This window comes from Brevundimonas sp. (assembly GCF_032107865.1).
Taxonomy (GTDB): Bacteria; Pseudomonadota; Alphaproteobacteria; order Caulobacterales; family Caulobacteraceae; genus Brevundimonas.
Window position 1 is genome coordinate 1 of record NZ_DAMCNG010000006.1, and the last position, 20417, is coordinate 20417.

Annotated in this window: 19 protein-coding genes; 16 read left to right on the forward strand and 3 right to left on the reverse strand. The window is 64.6% G+C overall.

From position 1 onward, the window contains the following. The 7 genes from RT567_RS01210 to RT567_RS01240 all read left to right on the forward strand — a co-directional run. Nucleotides 1–286, forward strand: a 286-nt coding sequence (locus RT567_RS01210; protein WP_313573746.1) for a toprim domain-containing protein, incomplete at its 5' end; no start/stop codon positions are given. Nucleotides 287–313: 27 nt separating this feature from the next. Further along, a complete protein-coding gene (locus RT567_RS01215) occupies nt 314–2635 on the forward strand; it encodes a chromosome partitioning protein ParB (RefSeq protein WP_313573748.1) in 2322 nt (773 codons plus the stop codon). A 123-nt stretch (nt 2636–2758) separates the two neighbouring features. Then, complete coding sequence (locus tag RT567_RS01220; protein ID WP_313573749.1) at nt 2759–3178, forward strand: hypothetical protein; 420 nt, start codon at nt 2759–2761, stop codon at nt 3176–3178. 30 nt (nt 3179–3208) lie between these two features. Then, a complete protein-coding gene (locus RT567_RS01225; RefSeq protein ID WP_313573751.1) occupies nt 3209–3643 on the forward strand; it encodes a single-stranded DNA-binding protein in 435 nt (144 codons plus the stop codon). 132 nt (nt 3644–3775) lie between these two features. Then, nucleotides 3776–4279 (forward strand): GcrA family cell cycle regulator, encoded by a 504-nt coding sequence (locus RT567_RS01230; RefSeq protein WP_313573752.1) that lies wholly within the window; start codon nt 3776–3778, stop codon nt 4277–4279. Between the two features lie 327 nt (nt 4280–4606). Continuing rightward, a complete protein-coding gene (locus RT567_RS01235; RefSeq protein ID WP_409516133.1) occupies nt 4607–5551 on the forward strand; it encodes a DUF2493 domain-containing protein in 945 nt (314 codons plus the stop codon). 348 nt (nt 5552–5899) lie between these two features. Further along, nucleotides 5900–7135: a DUF3363 domain-containing protein gene (locus RT567_RS01240; protein ID WP_313044731.1), complete on the forward strand. Its 1236-nt coding sequence runs from the start codon at nt 5900–5902 to the stop codon at nt 7133–7135. Between the two features lie 72 nt (nt 7136–7207). On the opposite strand, the gene RT567_RS01245 is transcribed toward RT567_RS01240, so the two are convergent. Then, on the reverse strand, nt 7208–7459 hold the full coding sequence (locus RT567_RS01245) for a hypothetical protein (RefSeq protein WP_313573756.1): 252 nt from the start codon (nt 7457–7459) through the stop codon (nt 7208–7210). 200 nt (nt 7460–7659) lie between these two features. Here RT567_RS01245 and RT567_RS01250 point away from each other — a divergent pair, with 200 nt between their 5' ends. The 5 genes from RT567_RS01250 to RT567_RS01270 all read left to right on the forward strand — a co-directional run bounded on the left by RT567_RS01250 (nt 7660) and on the right by RT567_RS01270 (nt 13382). Then, a complete protein-coding gene (locus RT567_RS01250) occupies nt 7660–7803 on the forward strand; it encodes a hypothetical protein (RefSeq protein WP_312205164.1) in 144 nt (47 codons plus the stop codon). Nucleotides 7804–8022: 219 nt separating this feature from the next. Further along, nucleotides 8023–8214: a hypothetical protein gene (locus RT567_RS01255; protein WP_313573758.1), complete on the forward strand. Its 192-nt coding sequence runs from the start codon at nt 8023–8025 to the stop codon at nt 8212–8214. An 80-nt stretch (nt 8215–8294) separates the two neighbouring features. Next, complete coding sequence (locus tag RT567_RS01260) at nt 8295–8867, forward strand: SOS response-associated peptidase family protein (RefSeq protein WP_313573760.1); 573 nt, start codon at nt 8295–8297, stop codon at nt 8865–8867. Nucleotides 8868–8902: 35 nt separating this feature from the next. Next, the gene (locus tag RT567_RS01265; RefSeq protein WP_312205161.1) at nt 8903–9175 is read left to right on the forward strand and encodes a hypothetical protein; all 273 of its coding nucleotides are present in this window, start codon (nt 8903–8905) and stop codon (nt 9173–9175) included. Between the two features lie 274 nt (nt 9176–9449). Then, nucleotides 9450–13382, forward strand: a complete 3933-nt coding sequence (locus RT567_RS01270; RefSeq protein ID WP_313573761.1) for a hypothetical protein — start codon at nt 9450–9452, stop codon at nt 13380–13382. Between the two features lie 509 nt (nt 13383–13891). On the opposite strand, the gene RT567_RS01275 is transcribed toward RT567_RS01270, so the two are convergent. Together RT567_RS01275 and RT567_RS01280 are read right to left on the reverse strand one after the other, a co-directional pair. Continuing rightward, nucleotides 13892–14746: an Abi family protein gene (locus RT567_RS01275; protein ID WP_313573763.1), complete on the reverse strand. Its 855-nt coding sequence runs from the start codon at nt 14744–14746 to the stop codon at nt 13892–13894. 198 nt (nt 14747–14944) lie between these two features. Continuing rightward, a complete protein-coding gene (locus RT567_RS01280; RefSeq protein WP_313573764.1) occupies nt 14945–15613 on the reverse strand; it encodes a hypothetical protein in 669 nt (222 codons plus the stop codon). 462 nt (nt 15614–16075) lie between these two features. On the opposite strand from RT567_RS01280, the gene RT567_RS01285 reads away from it, so the two are divergent. The 4 genes from RT567_RS01285 to RT567_RS01300 are packed head-to-tail and all read left to right on the forward strand — an operon-like array spanning nt 16076 to nt 20105. Continuing rightward, nucleotides 16076–17335: a dsDNA nuclease domain-containing protein gene (locus RT567_RS01285; protein WP_313573766.1), complete on the forward strand. Its 1260-nt coding sequence runs from the start codon at nt 16076–16078 to the stop codon at nt 17333–17335. Next, on the forward strand, nt 17332–17886 hold the full coding sequence (locus tag RT567_RS01290) for a hypothetical protein (RefSeq protein WP_313573768.1): 555 nt from the start codon (nt 17332–17334) through the stop codon (nt 17884–17886). The genes RT567_RS01285 and RT567_RS01290 overlap by 4 nt, the downstream gene beginning before the upstream one ends. Further along, entirely contained in the window at nt 17883–19832 is a 1950-nt protein-coding gene (locus RT567_RS01295; protein ID WP_313573769.1) for an AAA family ATPase, read from the forward strand. The genes RT567_RS01290 and RT567_RS01295 overlap by 4 nt, the downstream gene beginning before the upstream one ends. A gap of 18 nt (nt 19833–19850) precedes the next feature. Then, nucleotides 19851–20105 (forward strand): hypothetical protein, encoded by a 255-nt coding sequence (locus RT567_RS01300; protein ID WP_313573770.1) that lies wholly within the window; start codon nt 19851–19853, stop codon nt 20103–20105. Nucleotides 20106–20417 lie beyond the last annotated feature (312 nt).

The window sequence follows — 20417 nt, forward strand, 5'->3', positions numbered from 1 at the left end:
GACGACGCTGTCGGCCATGGCGCGCTTCGATCTGCCGGGCTGGGCCTTGTTGTCGGCCGGCAACCTGGCCCGCTGGTCGCCCCCTCGGGGCGTGAGCCGCATCCTGATCGCCGGTGATCGCGGCCAGGCTGGAGAGGCGGCTGCTGCAGACTTGTGCGGACGGCTCAGGGGGCTGGGGGTGGCGGCTGAGGTCCGCCTGCCGCCGTCGCCCTACGGCGACTGGAACGAGGCCGCCGTTCTGAAGGAGGAGGAAGGGCGAGGCGGGGCGCCGGCAGGGCGGGGATAGGCCTCGCCGTCCGGCGGGAGAAGACCCATGATCCGTTCCGCTTCAAGGAAGACCGCCGCGCCAGGCGGCGTGACCGCAATGGCTTCAGCGGCCTCCGCGCCGTCGCGCCGCCAGATGACCGTGCGCCTCGGCGATCTGGATATCGCCCCGGAGAACCTTCGCTACGGCGAGGCGCCCGACGACGACATCTCGCAACTGGCCGACACCATCGCCGCCGCCGACCTGCTGCAGTTTCCGACGGTCCGGCCGGGACGGGGCGGCGAGGCCCCCTACATGGTGCTAGACGGACGTCGGCGCCTGCTGGCTCTGAGGATGTTGCGCGACGCAGGCGTCATCGACGACGACCATGCTGTGGAGGTCTTTGTCGAGACCGATCGGGCGCGTCAGGCCGCGGCGGTCGTCCTGACCAATACGGCCGTGCCCGTCCATGTCGCCGACGTCATCGCCGCCATCGGCCGCATGCTGAAGGCGCGGCTCGGGGTGAAGGCGATCGCCCGGGCGCTCGGCTATGGCGAGATCGAGATCCGCCGCCTTGCGGCCTTATCGGCCCTACCGGCCGCAGCGCTGGAGGCGCTCAAGTCCGGACGCATCACCCTGCGTCAGGCCCGTCTCCTGGCCCGGATGAAGGATGCCGAGGCCCAGGCAGAGATGGCACAGGCCGTCCTGGACGGCCACGGCCTGCCGGAATGGCGCATTCTGGAACAGCTCGGACAGGGCCGGGTCACCGACTGCGATCCCCGTTGCGGCCTGGTGACGTCCGCGCTCTACGCCGCAGAGGGCGGGCGCACGGAGGTCGACCTGTTCGGGGAGCTTCCGCCGGTCCTGCTGGATGCCGAGGCCCTGACGCGGGCCTGGATCAAGCGGGCGGCGGAGATGGCGGCGCCGTTGGAGGTGGAGGGACTGTCGGTTCGCCTCGCTCCCTGCGACGACGCCGAAGAGGGAGGGCCGGACCTGCCGGAGGACCTGGAGCAGCTCTACTACGCCTATGGCGGGCTGTCCGAAGAGGCGACCCATGTCTATCGCGAGGCTCGGGAGCGTGCCTTGGCGGCGGCTGAGGCCGTGGAAGCGGTCGAGCAGGGGATGAGCGATGAGGAGATCGCCGGGCGTCGGGCGGCCTATGTGCAGGCGCGCATCGCCCAGGACCAGGCCGGTTCCGGCCAGCGGCTGGCGACGCTCCTGGTCTTCAGGCCCTCGCTGCGGACCGGCGTGGAGATCGATTGCTACGCCCCGGTCGAGATCGTTGAAGCCCCAACCTCGTCGGACGAGGCTTCAGACGAGGTGGATGTCGAGGCAGAGGTCGCAGGGCGCCGGACAGCGGGCAGCCGCTATGCGCCGCCGCGCGCCGAAGCCCCCGCGCCCGAGGTCGAGGGGGTCAGCCATGTCCTGCACGCCACGCGTACGGACATGGCGACGCGCGGCCTGATCCGGGCCTTGGCGGATGCGCCCGGAGCGGCGCTGACCGTCCTGGCGGCGCGCCTGTTCGCCAGCCTGGCGGTCTGGCCGCCGGTAGGGCGTACCGAGGCCGCCCTGGCGATCACAACCACGGCCTTCAACCCGACGGGCGGTCGCATCGTCGAGACCCTCGACGGCGCTGTTCGAGAGCGTCTCGATGCGCGTCGTCGGGCCTGGGAAGCCTCCGGCCTGACGGCCATCGCCTGGGTTCACGCCATGGACGCAGGCGACCGGATGGGGCTTCTGGCCGAGCTGACAGCGCTGAGCCTCGACCTGCGCGAGGACCGGACCAGCCTGGTGCGCAAGAGCGCTCGGGCGGAGGCGGCGGAGATCGCCGACCTGTGCGACGCCGACATCGCGCGCTGGTGGACGCCTGACGGGGCCTATCTGCGCCCCCATTCCCGCGAGCAGTTGCTTACGATGCTCGAGCGTATGGGCGCGGAAACCGAGGCCCCCGCCCGCATGAGAAAGGGCGACCTCGTGGCCTGGACGGAGGATCAGGCTGCTGCGCGTCGCTGGGCGCCGGCCTGCCTGGCCTGGAACAGGTCGGCTGATAGCCCGGATGTGGCGGACAGGGCAGCCGCCGGCTCTGACGATGAACCCGACGCCGTCTCCGGCGCCCAAGCCGATGAGGGGGCGGAGAACGCGTCAGGTGGCGATGTCGGGGAACAGACCGGCGAGCGCCAGGTCGGGCCGGGGGACCCAGAAGGCGACCCAGGCGGCGTCCCAGAAGGCGTCCTTGGTGCCGTCGCGGGATCCGATGGAGAGGCGGATGGGGATGAGCTCCACGGTGACGCCGCCTGGGGCGTCGGGGTCTTCGTGGTGACGCCGGCCGGCGAGGCGGCCCTGGCGTCTGGCAATTCGGACGCGGCGACTGCGGGCGACGCGGCCGCCTGACCGGAAAGCCGGTTTCGTCGGGCGGCGTCCGGCGGAACCGGTCCGGAAGACGGGGAAGGGATCAGGGAGGCGAGGTGAAACGGGGAGAGGGTCTCCCTGGCCTCCGGATCAAGGAGACTGACAATGCAGACCATGGTGTTTACCGGCCGGCTCGCGGCCGACCCCCAGATCAGCCCGGACTACGCCAAGGCGGTGTTCCGGCTGCTCGAGAAGCGCGGCGTGGACGCGGGCGGCAAGGACCGCATCGTCGGCGTCAACTGCGTCAGCTGGGCCAAGGGGCTCAATGAGAAGGTCATCGCCCGCGCCCTGGCCAAGGGCTGCGAGGCCCTGGTCGTGGGGGCCTTTGTCGACACCGCCTATACAGCCCGGGACGGAATGGAGCGCGCCGCCAAGGAACTGGTGGTGAACCGGCTGACCGTGCTCGACTGGGCCTTGGACCGAACCGCCGAGCGGGCGGACGAGCCCGACGCCGAGGCCTCGAACGCGCACCCGGACGCCGCTGCCTCGGAGCGTCCTCGCAGGGGCCGTCGCGCGGCGGCCTGACCCCTCAATCCATATCAAAGGAGACTGACCATGCAGACCCTCGTCATCGAAGGCTATCTGGCCGCCGATCCCTCCATTCTTTCGGCCCAGGGATCGGGTCGCAAGCGCGCCAGCTTCCGCCTGCTGGAGACCACCCGCTATCGCCGCGCCGATGGCGAGCCCGGGGAGCGGACGACCGGCTTCAACTGCGTCTGCTTCAACGAGGCGACAGCCGAGAACTATATCGCCCCCTATGCTCGCAAGGGCAGCCGGGTCGTCATCCAGGGCCATGTCGAGAACGACACCTGGACCGGCAAGGGCGGTGTCGAACACTACGACCTGCGGGTGGTGGTGGAGGACATGCGGCTGAAGAACCGCCGGGCTTCCTCGACGGAGGGCCAAGACCGGATGGATGGTGCGGCTGGCGATCAGACTGATGATACGAGAAGCGGAACAGCCGCCTTGGACGACGACATCCCCTTCTGAGCAGAGGCCGCGGCTTCAGGCGGATGATCGAACCTGGGCCCGGCGCGAGAACGTCGGGCCTTCTTCATGTTGGGAGGGAGGAGGAAGGGCGGGAACGGGCGAGCCGATCGGGCTTGCTGACCGAGCACCGCCATGACCTCCGACGTCTGGACCCCCGAGAATACGCAGAAACTGAAGACCCTCTGGCAGGAAGGGCGGACGGCCGCCTGGATCGCCAAGGCCCTGGGACCCGGCGTCTCGCGCTGCGCCGTCCTGAGCAAGGTCTATCGCCTGGGCCTGGCCCGCGGACCAGAGGCGCGCCGTGATCGAGCTACAGCCCCGCGAGGCGCTGAGCCTGGAGGCGAGGACATGCCCGCCGCGAGACCAGCGACGCGGTCGTCTGGCCCGCCGAAGATCAGGGCGACGCCCAGGCCTGCGACGCGGGTGGTCGTGACGCCGTCGGAGCCGACGGTCTCCATCCTGTCGGTGAGGCGGGGCCAGTGCCGCTGGCCCTATGGCTGTTCCGGGGAGCCGGGCTTCGGCCTGTGCGGGCGGACGGTGGCGCGCGGCGCCTTCTGCGCGGCCCATGCCGAGGTCGGTTATCAGAAGCGCGCCTGCACGGCGGAAAGCCTGCTGAGAATGGTCGGCGGCGTTTAAGGTTGGAGGCGCTGGCAGGGACCAGGGCCGTCCGGGCGCAGGCGCCGACGGCGCGGCCGTCGTCGCGGTCGAGGGTTCCGGCCTGTCAGGCGTCGTCATCGGCGCGACGGCGCCGAGAGGCGTCCTCGTCCCAAGCGGGACGAGGACATGCCCCCACACAACGACTTCCCATCCTGACACGTCACCCCGGCCGTCAACGGCTTCGCCGTTTCCCTTAGCGGCCCTCGAGATGAGGACCACTGCGGTGACTGCCGGGGGCCCCGACGTGGCCAGAGATGGGGTCGTTGCGCATGGGGCGCTTCGGCCTTTCAGAACTGGAGTGACGACATGCAGACCTCGAACCTCGCCTTTACAGCAGCATTGGCGCCGAACCTCGCCGCCTTGGACGACACGGCCGCAGCGCTTGGCGATCCGCGACCGCAGGCGTCAGAGGAGGCGCTGGTCCAGCTTGGACGCGCCCTTATGACCGAGCTGCTGGATGTGATCGCGGACACGGCGCTGGAGGACTTCCAGACACTGCTCGGCGAAGCCCTGATCGGCGCCTTCCACTCGGCGGCGGGGCGGATCGAACGGGAGGCCGACCGGGCGCGCGATACGATGCGTCGGCTCGACCGTGACTTCGACGGATCGGAGGCGGCGGACGTGGAGCTTCAGGAAGCGACCGTGAAGGCTCGGGCCGGAGATGCGGCGACGCAGGCGGCCGAGAGGATCCGGGATGCGGCCTCCGACGCCTGGACGGTCGCCACCGGCGAGGTCTGGACCGCCTGGCGGGGAAGCCGCCGGGGCAGCTTCCTGACGGCGGCGCAGCTGGAAGCTAAACAGGCAATCCGCGCGGTTCGAGACCGGCGGGCGGGCGACGCCGCTCATAGGGGCGCGGTCGTGGCTTTCCGGGGCGCGCCATCGGCGGATGCGCAGGAGGATGCGGCCCGCATCTTCGACGCCCTGAACTGGGCTCTGGCGGAGTGGCCGGACATGGCCCTCGCAACGACCGGGGCGAAGGGGGCGGAGAAGCTGGCCATCCGATGGGCCCAGCAGAAGGGGGTGACGCTCATCCTCGCTCGCGCGGACTTCGACGCCCACGGCAAGGCCGCGCCCTTCAAGGCCAACGACGATCTGATCGCTCTGGAGCCCACCTGCTGCCTTACGCTCTCCAGGTCGTTGGACGGGGAGCGAGCAGCTGACGGACGTCCGTTCGGACCGGCGCTCAATCTCGGGCAGAAGGCGATGGAACAGGGGCTCCGGCATCTGGCGGTCCGGTCGCGACCGCACTGAAGAACGACTGGCTTATTGGTCTTGAACTGACCCGCTCGGCTTCGGCCGGGCGGGTTTCTTCGTGTTGTGGAGGGGCGGACCGCGCGCGGTGGATGGCGAAGGCGCGTTGGCGGTTCGGCGGCCCCCCTGCGCGCATGTTTGCGGACCTATGATTAGGTGTGCGGGGTTAAGACCATGATGTCCGGAAATCTTCGAAAACGGGCCTAGGGCAAGATAAAAGGAGGCTGAGGGCGACACGGATTTCGGCTATATTTTCCGTGGTTTCGTCCCGTTTCCTCCGCTTCGGCAAGACTTGCGGAAAGTCGTCGTCGTTTCCTGGAGGTTTCACGGTCGTCAGGAAGGTCGTCCATGCTGGTGCGCGATCGCATCGCCTTGCTGCAGGAGGGGGTCCGGGAAGGCCTTCCGTCGGGCTGCCAACCCCGGTTGCCTGTGCGGCTGAAGTCGGACCAGGGCGTGCGGCCAGCCCTGCTGATGCGTCTGGCGGCGTCGAGAAACTTCGCCCTGGGGGATCGATCCGGCGTGCTCAGCGCAGCGCAGAGGCGGTCAGGACGAGGCTTCCGTCTTGATGTCCGCCAGCGCGTGGTGGTCAAGGCGCTGGTGTCACGCCATGTCGGCCGGGGCGGCGCACGGTCCGCCGCCCTTGCCGCTCATGTCGCCTATCTCGGGCGACGCGGGGCAGGGCAGGAGGGCGAACGACCGGACTTTTTCAACCGCGACGGGGCCGTCGATCCCCGAGTTTCTACAGCGGGCTGGAGCCGGGACCGACACCACTTTCGGCTCATCATCTCCCCGGAACACGGCGATCGAATACGGGACCTGCCTTCCTATGTCAGGGACGTCATGGGGCGGGTCGGCGACGATCTCGGAGAGGGAAATCTGTCCTGGATCGCCGTCTGCCACTTCGACACGGCCAAGCCCCACGCCCATGTTCTGCTGAGGGGACGTCGGGCTGATGGGCGTGATCTCGTCTTGCCGCGCGACTACATCGCCTATGGCCTGAGGGCGCGCGCCCAGGAAGCGGCGCAGGAGCGGCTGGGCGATCTCTCGCTTATCGAGGCCGAAGCGCGAGTGTGGCGCCAGACGCGCGCGCATGCCTTCACGGCCCTGGATCGTCGCCTGCTGTCCTTGAGCGACGCTGGCGGCTGGGTGGAGGACGGCTTGGGAGGCAGGGACGCCTGGTCGGCTCTGAGCCGCGGCAGGCTCAGGACTCTTGAAGCCTTGGGCCTGGCCGAGCGGTCGGCAAAAGGTTTCGTGCTGGATGCGCAAATGGAGCAGAAGCTGCGGCGGCTGGGCGCACACCAGGACGTCATACGCTCCCTCAACGAGAGACGACTGGAGACAGGGACGACGGTCCGTATTCTCCAGGGCCGGCTGCATGGGCGGGTGATGAAGACCGGACGACACGACGAGATCGGGACGTCGCCCTGGGCCATAGTGAGGGATGACAAGGGCCAGGAATTCTATGCGCCGCTCATGCCTGGCGGCGAGACGCCGAAGATCGGCCAGGACGTCGTCATGGAGCGTACGGCCGGCGGAGCCGCGCGCCTGCTTCAGGCCCGTTCAGCGGGGGCGTCTCTGGAATAGCGGGTCGGCGTCATCCCCCAGGCGCCGGTCTGGCGCCTGGGGGATGATGTGGAACAGGTTGAAGAAGCGGCATCAGGCGGCTTCGTCCCAGAGCGAAAGCTCGTCCGAAAGGGGCAGGGGGGCTGTGGGAAATCCCATTGAGGGATTGGACAGCACCTTTACGACGCGTTCGCCGTGATAGAGTTCAATCGTGTCGAACCCGATCCATCGATGGGCCACGGCCTTGATGGCGGTGATAGCGGACCTGTCGTCGCTTGCGTCCAGAACCTCGATTTCCCGGGCGGGAACGCCGGGCATATTGACTATACAGTAGTATGAAATCACGCCGCTTTCCTTGATTGGCGCGCACCTAACGAAGTGGACTTCGTTCGGTTCCGCCCGGGTCGGAAGGGTCGTGAAAGCTTCATCAAACGCCCGGTTGTCCACAGGACCGCCCGGGCTGTGGGCAGAACGCCAACAGATATTGTTCCTGATTTGTTCATGTGTTGATGTGGCGTGGCGTCGGCGCCCTCAGGAGATGAATCATGGATAACCCCGGCCCTGATGAGGCCATGGAGCAAGAACAGGAAAAGCTGGACCGGGATCTCGAGGCCGGTCGGCGCCCAGACATTCCACTTCCCACAGTCGAGCTGATGGCCGGTCTGCGGCTGGCAGGGCGCCCCGGATGAGAGCCGAGCCCACCTGCCTTGAAACGGAGGCGCTCCATCTGGCGGCCTTATGGAGACAAGGTCCCGCCGCGCGCCACGATCCCGTCCTTTCCAATATGTTCGCCCGGCTCACCTCGGCGTTGGACCTGAAGGTCCCGGGACTGGCGGGCAGGATCGTGGAGGCTCTGGAGGACATGCGGCCTGGGTCCTCGTCTTCACCCCAATCCCGGATATTGAACCATGAGCCGTTACAAGGGCATGTCGTCCAAGGCCGCCTTGACGGCTGAAGACCTCGCGGAACTGATCGACATCCATTGTCGGCTGCAGAAACTGCATTCCGGTCTGAACGCCGTGTCGTCGCAGCGCTTTCCGCTCATGGCCGCTGCTACTACGGTCAAGGCCGCATGGGCCGAGCTGAGCGGGGCGGCCTAGGGGGGGAGCTATCCGACAGAGGGCATGGTGCGAGCTGACGTAAGGAAGCCGACGGGCGCGTGAGGCGTTGGAGCGGGACCATGTGCAACAACTACCGCCTCCATGTTCCGGCCCATCAGTTGATGGCGCCCTTCGCCGATGTCGGTCGCACGCTCGCCCTGCCTGGAGGCTTGCCCAATCTGGCGGCGACGGACTACCGCATTGGCGATCGGGCGCCGGTCGTGACGGCGGGGAGCCAGGGCCTGCAAATGACCATGACCCCTTGGTCGTGGAAGGGCGGGGGAGGAAAGCCGGTCTTCAACTTCCGTTCGGAGGGGCGTTTTTTCGCACATTCGACCCGCTGTCTCATCCCTGCGGACGGCTTTTACGAATTTACTGAACCTCGGGTGGCGGGAAAGAAGACCCGGTGGCTCTTCACTATGGTCGATCAGCCCTGGTTCTGGATTGCGGGCATTGTGAAAGAAGGTGCCTTCGCCATGCTGACGACCGAGCCGGGACCGGACGTAGCTCCTTATCACAGCCGCCAGATCGTGGTCCTGCCTCCTCAATCCGGTCTTCGCTGGCTGGAGCTCTCGGCGCCCGAAAACCAAATACTCAATTCAGCTCCTGCAGGATCTCTCCTTGTCGAGCGTGTCTATCCGCCGGCTGCGTAGCCGAGATTCGGCCGACTCAGATAGACGGGCGTGACATGACCCTCGACCAACTGATCAACGCCATCGACGCCATGTCCTCTGCCGCCAACGGCGACGAGGACCTGCTGCCCGGACTGATCGAGGTCGACAGCGAAGACTGGTGCGCGACTTTCCATCAAATGGAGCGGGTGGCCAAGACGCTGGACGAGGGCATCCGGCATCGCGGCGTGAAGGTCGTGGTGTCTTCGACGTTCGCAACCAGGGTGCTGACGCGCGCCGAGGCGGGCGAACGCGGCCAACCATATCGTGCGCTGGCGCCGGCCGGCTGACAGTCTCCAACCTCGCGCGCCCTGTGAGCGCCGGTTTGTGGGGTCGGGAGTAGCGCTTGGCGCGAACCTAAGGATGGCGACCGGTTATCGGACGACGGCTTCTGACTCGAAGCGGACCTTTGTTTCGGCCGCTATCGGCCTGTGCGGGGCGGCTTAACTTCCGACCGTTCGATGGATACCCTGAACGTGTGCATGGGTAATTAGCCGAATGACGCTGGTCCAATCACCAGTAGGAGGACTGGCAAGCATCGGAATATTTGGGCAAGTTGCTGACGTGACGAACAAGATTCTACAACGCACCCTCTGGTACAGCGATGGAAGCCAGACTCATGTTGTAGGCGAGAGCTTTCTCCAGACGGACTCTCGCTCGCTCGTCGTCCTCGGCGAGGCGGGGATGGGCAAGTCCACGCTTCTAGCTAAGCTCGACGGTGTAGGCGGCTACGAGCGCTGCACGGCGCGGGTCCTCATCAATCGGCCGGATGTCGTCGAACGGTTCGGCGACGCTCAGACGCTGGTGATCGACGCTCTCGACGAGGTGCCCGCCCATGGCGCGGGAGACGCTGTCGATCAGGTAGTCGCCAAGCTCGCGGCCCTGAAGCTTCCCAGGTTCATCCTTGCCTGTCGGGTCGCCGACTGGCGGAGCGCCACCGCGCTCCAGGGCTTGCGCGACCTTTACGAGACCGACCCTCTGCAACTGCATATCGAGCCGCTCGAGCGACCCGACGCCGTGACGTTCCTGACGGAGACTCTGGGCGACCAACAGGCTGAGGCGACAACCCAAGGCCTCGAGAAGAAGGGGTTAGCTGGTCTGTGGAGCAACCCTCAGACCCTGGGCCTGGTCCAGGAGGTGGCGCGCGCCAAGCGGCTTCCAACATCCAAGGGCGAGCTGTTCAATGAAGCGACGAAGTTGCTGCGGCGCGAGCACCGCGAGGAGAAGGCGGGGGGTAGGCTCGCCCAGCTCTCAGAAGCGGACGTGCTGGACGTCGCCGGCGCCGCCTTCGCGGCCCTGATCCTGACCGGCAAGGAAGCGATATCGACCAAGGCCACCGTCAGCGACGACGATGTGGCGGCGAGCGAGGTCAAGGAGCTGCCGGCCGGCCTGGGCATCCGGGATGTCCTGGGCTCGCGCCTGTTCGTGGCGTTGGAGCCGGAGCGCTTCACCTATGCTCACCGCGCGATCGGCGAGTATCTCGGCGCGCGCTGGCTGGCGCGCCAGGCGGATACGGGTCGCAAGCGCAGGCGCCTTCACGCCCTCTTCGTCAAAGACGATCTTGTGCCGGCGAGCCTGCGCGGACTTCACGCCTGGCTGGCCTGGCACAGCTCGGAACTGGCCGTCAGCGCCATCGCCGCCGACCCGCTTGGTGTGGTGCAGTACGGCGACGTGGGCGTTCTGAGCACGACCCAGGCGCAAGGGCTTTTGGCCGGGCTGGAAAAGGCTCTTCCGAACTTCGCCGGATGGAGCGAGATCGTGATCGGCGGCTTCGCCCAGCCGGCCCTACTATCCAAAGTCCGTGAGCTTCTTAGCAACGCGCGCACGGCCTGGCCGCTGAAGCGCATCCTGCTCCGGGCCTTCGCGGGCTCGGCCTTGGTCGCCGAACTCGCCGATCTGCTGCGAAAGCTCGCCCTCGATCAAGGCGAGCCCTTCGGTATTCGCAGCGACGCGGCTGAACGGCTTGTCGAGTCGGCGAGGACGGAAGACTGGCCGGAAATCGTCTCCCAGCTTATCGCCGAGGAAGGCGAGGACGGTGTTCGCCTGGCGCTCGAGCTGACGGACCTGATCGGCTACGCGGCCTTCGAAGACGATCTTCTGGTTAGGATGGTGGTCGCCCAGCTTGGTCAGTCGACCCGTACAATCGGACTGTTCTTCAGCTTCGTGCGCAATCTTCCTGGCGAGAGGATCGACGTTATCCTTGACGCTATCGCCGCGCTGGAAGCTGGCGACGCCGATCGCGACGACTATGATCCTGATCGCGCCATCACCGACCTGGCCTACGAGCTACTGGCCCGTCGCTTGGCGTATGGTCCGACCACGCCTGAGAAGGTCGCATCCTGGCTGGCGCCATTCAATGTGCATTCCGGTGTAGATCGTGAAGCCCGCGACGCCGTCAGCCGCCACTTCTCGCAGGACGTGGCCTTGCGATCCGCCGTCCAGCGCCATGTGGTCCTCGATCAGCCTGGCGAGATGGAGGTCTGGGGTCGATACTGGCGGATGGTCGATCGATCGAACGGCCTCCAGGTTAACGAAGATGACGTCATCGCCCTGCTCGATCACCTGGAGACGACCGATCGGCGTTGGCGCGACGTGCTGAGGCTTGGCCAGCATAGCGAAACGGAGGGCGCGAAAAGCCGTGAGGCGGCCCGGAGGTTCGCCGGCGACGACGATGAGGCGCTCGGTTGGCTCGCCGAGCTACCCATCCCCGTCGTCCCGGAATGGAAGGTCAAGCAGCAGGAGCGGGAGGACAAGCGACAGCGAGAGCGCGAAGCCAGCTGGGCCAAGCACCGCAAGGGCTACGCCGGCCGCATCGAGCAGATCCGCGCGGGCCAATATGGCGCCATCGTTGAACCCGCGAAGGCCTACCTCAATCTCTTTTACGACATAGGAGACAAGACTGACGGTGGCCCGGGCCGCGTCACCGAATGGCTCGGTCCCGAAATCTGCGAGGCCAGTCTTGCCGGCTTCGACGCCTTTCTCACGGCCTCGCCACCCAAGCCGACGGCCGCTGAGATCGCCGAGAGCCACGCTGAAAGCCGGCATTGGGACGCGGCCTATATCGTCGTGGCGGCCCTGGCCGAGCGGCTCCGGACAGGCAGGGGGTTCGACGACCTGCCGGACGAGCGGCTGATGGCGGGGCTGTGCGAGTTGATGCACGCCCCGATCGATAGTCATGCCGGGCTGCCCGACCTGAGCAAGGCGCTCGCCGACGCACTGCGTGGACGGGGTTGCTGGGAAGCGGTTCAACGTCTCTTCTTGGAACCGCAGTTCGCTGCGAGCGCCAAACATGTATCGGGCCTCTATGCCTTCGTTCGAGAGGAACGAGACAAGAGACTGGCCGTGGCGCTGGCGATCGAATGGCTGAAGCGCTTCCCCGCCATGGCGTGTGATCCGGAGGGAGAACTGATCGACCTGACCCTCGTCACGCCTGCTGCGCGCGACGCGCTGAGGGGCATCATGCGCGCACGGCGTGCTGGGCCTGGTTTGGACGACGAACGGCGCCGCAATTGGGATGCTGTCGGAGTCCTGATCGATTTTGAGCAGGTCGCGCCTGAGCTCGTTGGCGGCGGACCGGTGGAGGAAGAACTGCTCTGGCACATTCGGGCGCGCCTGGGTGGTCGCCGGGACGATCCGGGCCGGCTGCAGCTCGACGCCGCACAGCTCCTCTGGCTGCTAGACCAGTTCCGGACCCGCTATCCGATGTGTTCGCGTCCCACAGGGGTGACCTCGGGCCACACGAACGCGTGGGACGCGGCCGATTTCGTCGTCGCGCTGATCAACCGGCTCGGCAACGACGCCTCGCCGGAAGCGATCGTCGCCATGAAGAGCCTGAGCGAGCGAGAGCCTGACGGCTATTCGGATCATGTGAAGTCTGCTGCTGCCGAGCAGAAGCGGAAGGCCGTCGAGACCGGTTGGCGGGCGCCGGAGCTGGCGACGGTCCGGGCGGCGGTGACGGACGGGCCGCCCACCACGGCGCTCCAGCTGCAGCAGGTGATGTGCGAGGAGCTGGAGGTTTTGCAGCGCAAGCTGCGCGGCGCCGACGTCGACTACTACAAGGCCTTCTGGGACGGCGACACGCCTCGCAACGAGGAGCATTGCCGCGACGAAATCCTCAAGATGTTGCGACCCGTGCCATTCGAGATCCATGCCGATCCCGAAGGACATCTGGCCGACGACAAGCGCGCCGATATCATCTGCCAGCTGGGCGCCATGATGACGCCCATCGAGATCAAGGGGCAGTGGCATCCCGAGCTCTGGACCGCCGCCGACCATCAGCTTGAGCGGCTGTACGTCAACGACTGGAGGGCCGAGGCCGGAATCTACCTCGTGCTGTGGTTCGGCGCCGGAACGACCAAACCGCTCAAGCGCCCGCCAGGCGGAGCGCCGGCGCCGACGACGCCCGAGGCGCTGCAGAGTGCGCTGACAGCGGGCAGCGTCCAGGCGCAGACCGGCCGAGTGAAGGTCGTCGTTCTCGATCTCGTGAGACCGCAGTAGTGCGCCGCCAGGCGGGCGAGAGCGGCGGTCGACGCGGCGATACGGAGCCATCGGGTGAACTCAGAGCTGCGCTGTCCGTCTTCGACGACCTGGGCCTGACGCGGCGGCTGTGGAACCACCCCCGAGGGCGGAAATGTCGGCTTGGGAAAGAAGCGCAAGGTTTACGTCCGGGACAGCGGCCTCCTCAACGCCCTGCTCGGCGTTGAGGCGGTGGAGCAGTTGCGCACGCCGTCGAGGGCGGGTCCGTGGTGGGAAGGCTAGCCGAAGCCGGAACGAGCGGGGATCTCTCAGTATCTCCAAGTTCCGCAGCCTGGCTCAAGAGGTGTGGCGCAGGGTCGAATAGCGTCTTCGTAGCGGGGGCGTAGTCAGCGAGCGGAGTGAAATCGGCCCGGGCTTACAACTGAGAGCTCTTCATGCCGAGGCTTTCGGCAAGAAGCTCCGATGTGGAATGCAGGGCCAGGCTCTCGTACTCGCCCAGAGCCGAGCGATCTGGCCAAGCTGGCCGGCGCCTAGTATCCGACCTCGGCGCGCTGAACGGCGGGATGGATCTGCAGGATGTGGTCGACCCGGTTCACAGTTGCGGCAGGCAAGCCTCGCTGGGCCAGCATGAAGTCCAGGCATTCCAGCAGGCTCTTGAGCTTGTTGCTGGGCGCTGCCGGAAGATTGTGACGTCGCAGGCGGGCCGGCTGCTTCTGCAGAGTGCGGTTGAACAGGCGGTCGTGGTGGGCGCAGACGTTTCGAAGGTCGACCAGGCACTCGAGCCAGTTGGTGAACACATCATGGGACGGCAGGCCGAAGGCTGCGGCGATGGCTGTCTTCATCGGATTGGCCAGCAGCTTGTAGAGCCGCACGCTGGCGCCGAAGGTCAGGAACTCCTTGATCGTCCAGAAAGGCGGCAGGACGGGGTCGCTATAGGTCTGCATGTAGTGGCGAGCCCGGGCGTCCTTCGACTTGGCGTAGACGGTCGCAAGCTGTTGCATCGCGTCCCGCCGATCGGCGGCGTTGTGGAAGGCGTCGGCCATTTTGTGGGGATGGCTGCCATGGGCGTTGGTCAGAGCCTCGGACATGCTGTTGCGGAACGCCACCTCGAAGATCCCGCAGGCGTCGAAACAGGCTGAGCGCAGCTGACGGTCACACTCGTAGAGCTGCAGAATGTCGGCGTAGCTCGTGTTGGGCCTGAACGGCTTTCCGACGAGGTGGGTCTGACGACGGGCGATGAAATAGATCCGCAGCCGCTCGTAGCCGACGAGGTCGATTTCATCGGCCGCGATCTGGGGATTAGCCACGATCAGCCCGCGTTGGACGAGGTGTCGAACCCAGTCCGCGGGTGTCGCATGGGGCTTTGCGTAGGGGGGAAGCGCCATCTTAAACGAAAAGGACCGCCCTTTTGCACTCTTCCCGAAGGAAGACGTGTGGCGGCCCGTGACCCGCTGAACATAGCGCGATCTCGCAGATCTTCAAGGTCGTTCGATCCTTAGCGGCCACGAGTCTGCCGAAGCCAACGACAGCCTGGGCCGTGAAACTATCGCTAGCCTGATCGTGCGGATTGAGAGACACGGCGCTCATACCTTGATCGGGCCGAACATGCCGGTTTGGATGACTGCGTTCCAAACCGTCTTGATCGACTGGCCGGTCTCTTGGCTCACAAACAGCGATGACCGTGCGCCGTGTGGTCGGCCGAGGAAATAGGGCCGCATCGTTTCCCAGGTTTCAGCCACTTGGCTCCAGCGCCAGCACGGCACCTCCTTTTCGAGGATGAGCGGCATGGCCAGCGCCAAGGGCACGGTGTGGTCATCGTTTAAGGCGTGGTCCCAGTCGCACTTCACCAGGATCGGCGTCGCGTCAGGACTGTAGAACTGCACGTCCAGCCGCTCGGCGATGATCTGGGCGTGGGGATAGCGGGGCAGGGTGCTGACCGAGTCGATGACGTCCTGTCCGTCGCCATAGGGGCAGGTGACGAAGCCGTGGGCGAAGTATCGCGTGTGATCCAGGCCGTTGTAGCCGCATTGCTTGCCAGGCGTGGTGGCCGGGTGGCGGGGGTCATGTTTGGCGACCAGGGGGTGCCAGCTGGGGTAAGCGTCAACTACGGGACCGAGGTCATCGATCAGGGTCTGCAGAACCTGTCGACTGTGCGCCCGAACTTCCGGCGTCGCGTCGCGTGCGCGAGGGACAAAGTAGGCCTCGACTTCTTCTTGCCCGCTCTTTGCGAGCTCACCCGCTCGAAACGCCATGTCGACCTCCTTGGTCCGCCTTCCTGAATCTCAATACTCCCGCGTCACGCACAAAACAACAATTTTGTGCGTGATTTTATTTTGACGTGCGTGGCGTGGATTTTCAGGGCCGTCGATCAGCGAAGATCCCGCGTCTTCTGACGTATCGTGTCTAGGTGCAGGTCTGGGATATAGATGTCGTGGGCCTTTGGGGCGCCGCGCCGCTACGAGGGTCTCTGCGGCGCGGCCAGCGTCGCGGAGGAGGGGGACGCTTCGGAGGCTAAGAGCTAGAGACCGTCTTGACGGCAGACATTTTTCCACAGACGGCTCAGCTTGCCGCCCTTGCGAGCGGCCGCCCGGACGCCCAGCGGCATACCCCAGGGCCAATTGACTGTGGTCGCGCTCGTTCACTAAGCTCCACCGCAAGCTGTGTTGGCGCGAGGCGTGAACGCGACGATTTTCACGCGCTGATCGGAGTGAGCCTTGTCGGCAGACCCCGGGGAGACCCTCGACAAAAAGGATCCCGGTGACGACGTTCAGCGTCGCTTCCGGTATCAGCACGCATACGCGGCCATCCAATGCGCCAAGCTGCTGGATCCTGACTGCACGCACGACGCCGTCTATTGCGAGAACTTCGAGGATATCCTTCTGAGAAAGAAGACCGGCACCTTCGAAGGCGTCCAGGTCAAGACGCGCCAGTTCAAGGGCGAGCCCTTCAAATCAAATGACGCCGCACTCAAAAAATCCATCGCGCGGTTTGCCGAGCTGGAGAAGAAGTTTCCGGGCAAGTTCGAGGCGTATCATTTCGTCACCAACCACGGGTTCTGGGACGAGAAACAGGACAAGAACTGCATTGCATTCTTGATCACCTCGATCAAAAATCGAGGTGGCGTCAAAGGTCTGCCCTCGAAGCATGACCTGCGCGCTTACATAGCCACCATCTGCAACGATCACGATTGTGTGGAAGGCGATGTCGCCTCGGCCATGCTGAAGATGGCGATCGTCGGCTACGAGAGCGATCTCGAAAAATCGCCCAGTGATCTGCGCGACATTGTTGCGGGGTTGAAGGACGTTGAGGGCTGCAGCGCCCTTGTCGCGCGCCGAGTGGCCGACAACTTGATGTATCTCACCTATTCCGCCTCGTCGATGACGCTCGGCGGCGATGTCGCCTCTCTCTACGAACTTGTCTCCGATTTCGCCGCCCATCGCGACGCGTTGATCTTGCTCGGCAAGACGATCTGCGTCGACAAGGTGACGGATGTCGTCACGAGCTCCGTCGCCAGCGATGCCGACAACCTTTTGGTATCCGCCCACCTGGTTGAAGCCGATGGCGTGCCCCAAGGCATGGATGTCCTCGCCGAGAAACTGGAACGCGGTGGGCTTCAAGCCGAGCGCATCAACAAGGTCAAGGATTTCAAGGCCTCGATGGAAAAGCTCTATCTCGGGTGGCGCTACAAACAGGACGTCGCGACCGCCAACGCGCGGCTGAACCACCTGAAGTCGCTCGTTGAGGATGACTGCGTCGAGGCCAAGATCGAAGCGTCAGACAAGGCACCCGCTGAATATGCTCCAGCAATGTACAAGGGGTTGCGCGAACGACTTTCTGAACGGGTCGCGTCGCAATCTCAGCCTCTGTTCGGCGCGACCGAAGAACATCTGGTTGGCACCGCCGGCATTCTCACCGAGGAATGCTCTGTGTGGTGGAGCGACAAGTTCGAGCTCAAGTCGAGAACGAAGACGTGAGTTCTCTGGCGGACATCGTCACCAGTCTGGACCAGGACGAGCAGATCCATCTCGGCCGGCTGATCCTGCTGCTCGCCGCGTTCGACCGCGGCGATGAAGACCGTCCCGCAATCGAGGGCATCACCAAGCTCGCAAAGCTCGATTTCCTTCTGCGCTATCCGACGTATTTCGAAAAAGCGATGCGCGCTCGGAAGGTCAGCGAAAAGAAGATTTCCATCGAACCCTACGAACGCAAGACTGTGGAGGCGGAGATGGTCCGCTACCGCTACGGTCCCTGGGATCACCGGTATCGCCGCTTTTTGAACGTGCTCGCCGCCAAGGGGCTCGTGTCGATCCAGACTACTGGTCGAACGATCAACCTGGCCTTGACCGACCGAGGCCGTCAGCAGGCTGAGCGTATCGTTGGCGACGTGGCTTTCGCCCCGCTCGCACAGCGAGCGAAAGTGTTGCGAGAAAGCATAGACATCGGCGCAACCGACATCATGAAGTTTATCTACAACACGTTCCCGGAGATCGGGACGCTGTCATTCGATCAGGCGATCGTTCCATGAAGATGAAGCTCCAACTTCTCAAGCTCATCAACCGCCAGAGCGTCGAAGAAGTTCTCCTCGCCGAACGGGTGACGTTTTTCCACGGTGAAATGGGTGCCGGGAAGTCATCCATCCCCGCATTGATCGACTACTGCCTTGGCGGCGGTTTGACCCGCACGCCCGCGCTGCGATCAGAACTGGTCTCGGTCCAACTTAGCCTGACCTTGGGCGTCAACGAGGTCCTGATCGAACGCACGCCTTCCGACAAGAGCTACGCCTCCGTGTCTTGGGAAACCCCGGACGGCGAACGTTTCCAGTGCGCAACTCCCATGGTGGCGCGGGAGTCGCCAGTCTTGGGTGATTCCATCTACAACTTCAGCGACCTGATGTTGCATCTTCTCGGTATCGGCGTCATCAAAGTCAGGAAAAGATCGTTCGATCCGGAGTCGAGCATGATTAGATTGAGTTTCCGCGACATATTGAAGTTCGTGTACCTCGATCAAGACCATCTAGATTCTGATTTCTTTCTTCTCGACGTGCCTATCCGGAAAGAAAAGAGCCAAGACGCAATACGTTATTTCGTCGGCTACATGAGCGAGAGGCTCAGCGAGCTGGAGAACAAGCTGCAGGAGCTACGCCAAGAACAGCGCGGAAAGCGCGAGGCCGTGGCGCAGATCCAGCAGTTTTTGCAGCGTTTCGAGTTTGGCTCGGAAGACAAGATCACGCACGAGCTGACGAGCCTCAATGACGAAGCGCTCGTAGTAACAGCAGAGCTGGCGCGGCTCGAGCAGGGCTTCCGCCCAGAGACATTCATCGCTGACGATGACAGGGCGCGCATGGAAGGGCTGACCCGGACGATTGGAAAAACCAAGGAGGCGCTCGACGACCTTGGTTTCCGGATCCGTGAGCAGGAGGGGCTTGAATCCGAGCTCATCTCACTGAAGTTCAGAGCGGCACGCACGTCCGTGGCTCACGCGATACTGGATGATGTGTCGTTCGACGCCTGTCCAGCATGCGGCACTGGGGTCAAACCCACATCGAAGCTCGCGGTCGGCTGCTGCTATCTGTGCAAGACGCCCGATGCCCTCCAGCGATCGGTGGAAGCGACAAGCGTCGATGTCATCCGCCAAGACCTCGACGCGAGGATTGCAGACCTCAAGCAATCGACGACGCGGCACCGTCGCGCCGTCAAGCCGCTCGTCGGAAAGCTTGAAGTTCAGATCGCAGAACGACGCGATCTCGAAGAGCGTCTTAGCAGCGAAGCCCGTCGTTTCGAATCGGAATATCTGGCCCGGACACGGCAGCATGAGAAGCGTTTGGCCGCCATTCAGGAACGCTCCGTGCTTCTGGAAAAAATCCGGAAAATGCCGGCGGAGGTCGATCGGGTTCATGCAGCAGCGGATGCGCTCGCGACCCCGATGGAGGTGCTGCGCCGACAGATCGTGGAAGAGCAGGCGACCCTCCTCACGGCGGAGGAGAATTACAAAGCGATCGAGAGAAACTACAAGGAAGTCCTGCTGGCGATCCACTTCCCCGCCTTCACGGAAAAGGAAGAGGTCGTCATCAATCGCCGCACGCTCATTCCTGAGGTGTTGCAAGGCAACGACCCCGGGCGAAGCTGGACGTTCTTCGATGCCGGTAGCGGAGGCAAGAAGACGCTTTTGAAGATCTGCTATGCCCTGGCTTTGCACAAGACTGCCGCAGAGAACGGACTGCCCCTGCCGCATCTGCTGATCATCGACTCGCCGATGAAAAACATCACGCCGGATGTGAACCGGGAGGTGTTCGAGAATTTCTACGGCGAGCTCTACCATCTGCTAGGCGAGGCGCTGCAGGACTGGCAGCTCATTATCGTCGATCAAACCTACTACCCGCCTCCAGCCAACGTAGCGCCGTCGGAGCACCGTCTCATGCTCCGTGACAGCGTCGAGAACCCGCCGTTGATCAGCTACTACCGCGACGCTTGACCAGGACCAGGGAAGCCAATGGCCAACGATCACCGGATGCACCTGTATGTCAGGGTCGATGGGAAGGAGGATTTCAATGCGATTTGCTCGGCGCTCAGGGGCCTGTTTCATGCGAACGGGCAGAGCAATGGCCAGGCCGTCCAGAACCCCGAGTTCCGAACCGGGGTGGTTATCGAATTTGGTGGCGCGCCATCGCTCGAAATGTTCCTGGACAGCGTGAAGAAGGTTCTGCGTCGAAGGGTGCGAGACCGCATCCACTTCGAGCGTCGCTAGACGCGGATCGCGGCAGCGCACCGGACCCGATCCTTCGGAATGTCGCAAACCCGCCTGGCCATCAATGTCGGGTTATGGCGCATCTGCGACGTCAGAGAGTTCGCGTACTCGGATTTCATGGCGTAGGACGACCTGGTGGATCCATCACATCCCCCTTAATCTTTAGTCATAAAATGGCGATCCGTCTGTTCGGTTATGCCGTCAGCGCATGACTCGATACGGAACTGCAATATTATTGCATTCGGTCTCGCACCCCGGCCTTTGTGGGCCCAATCGCACGTCTCGATCCAAAAAAGGGGCGGCGCAGGGCAT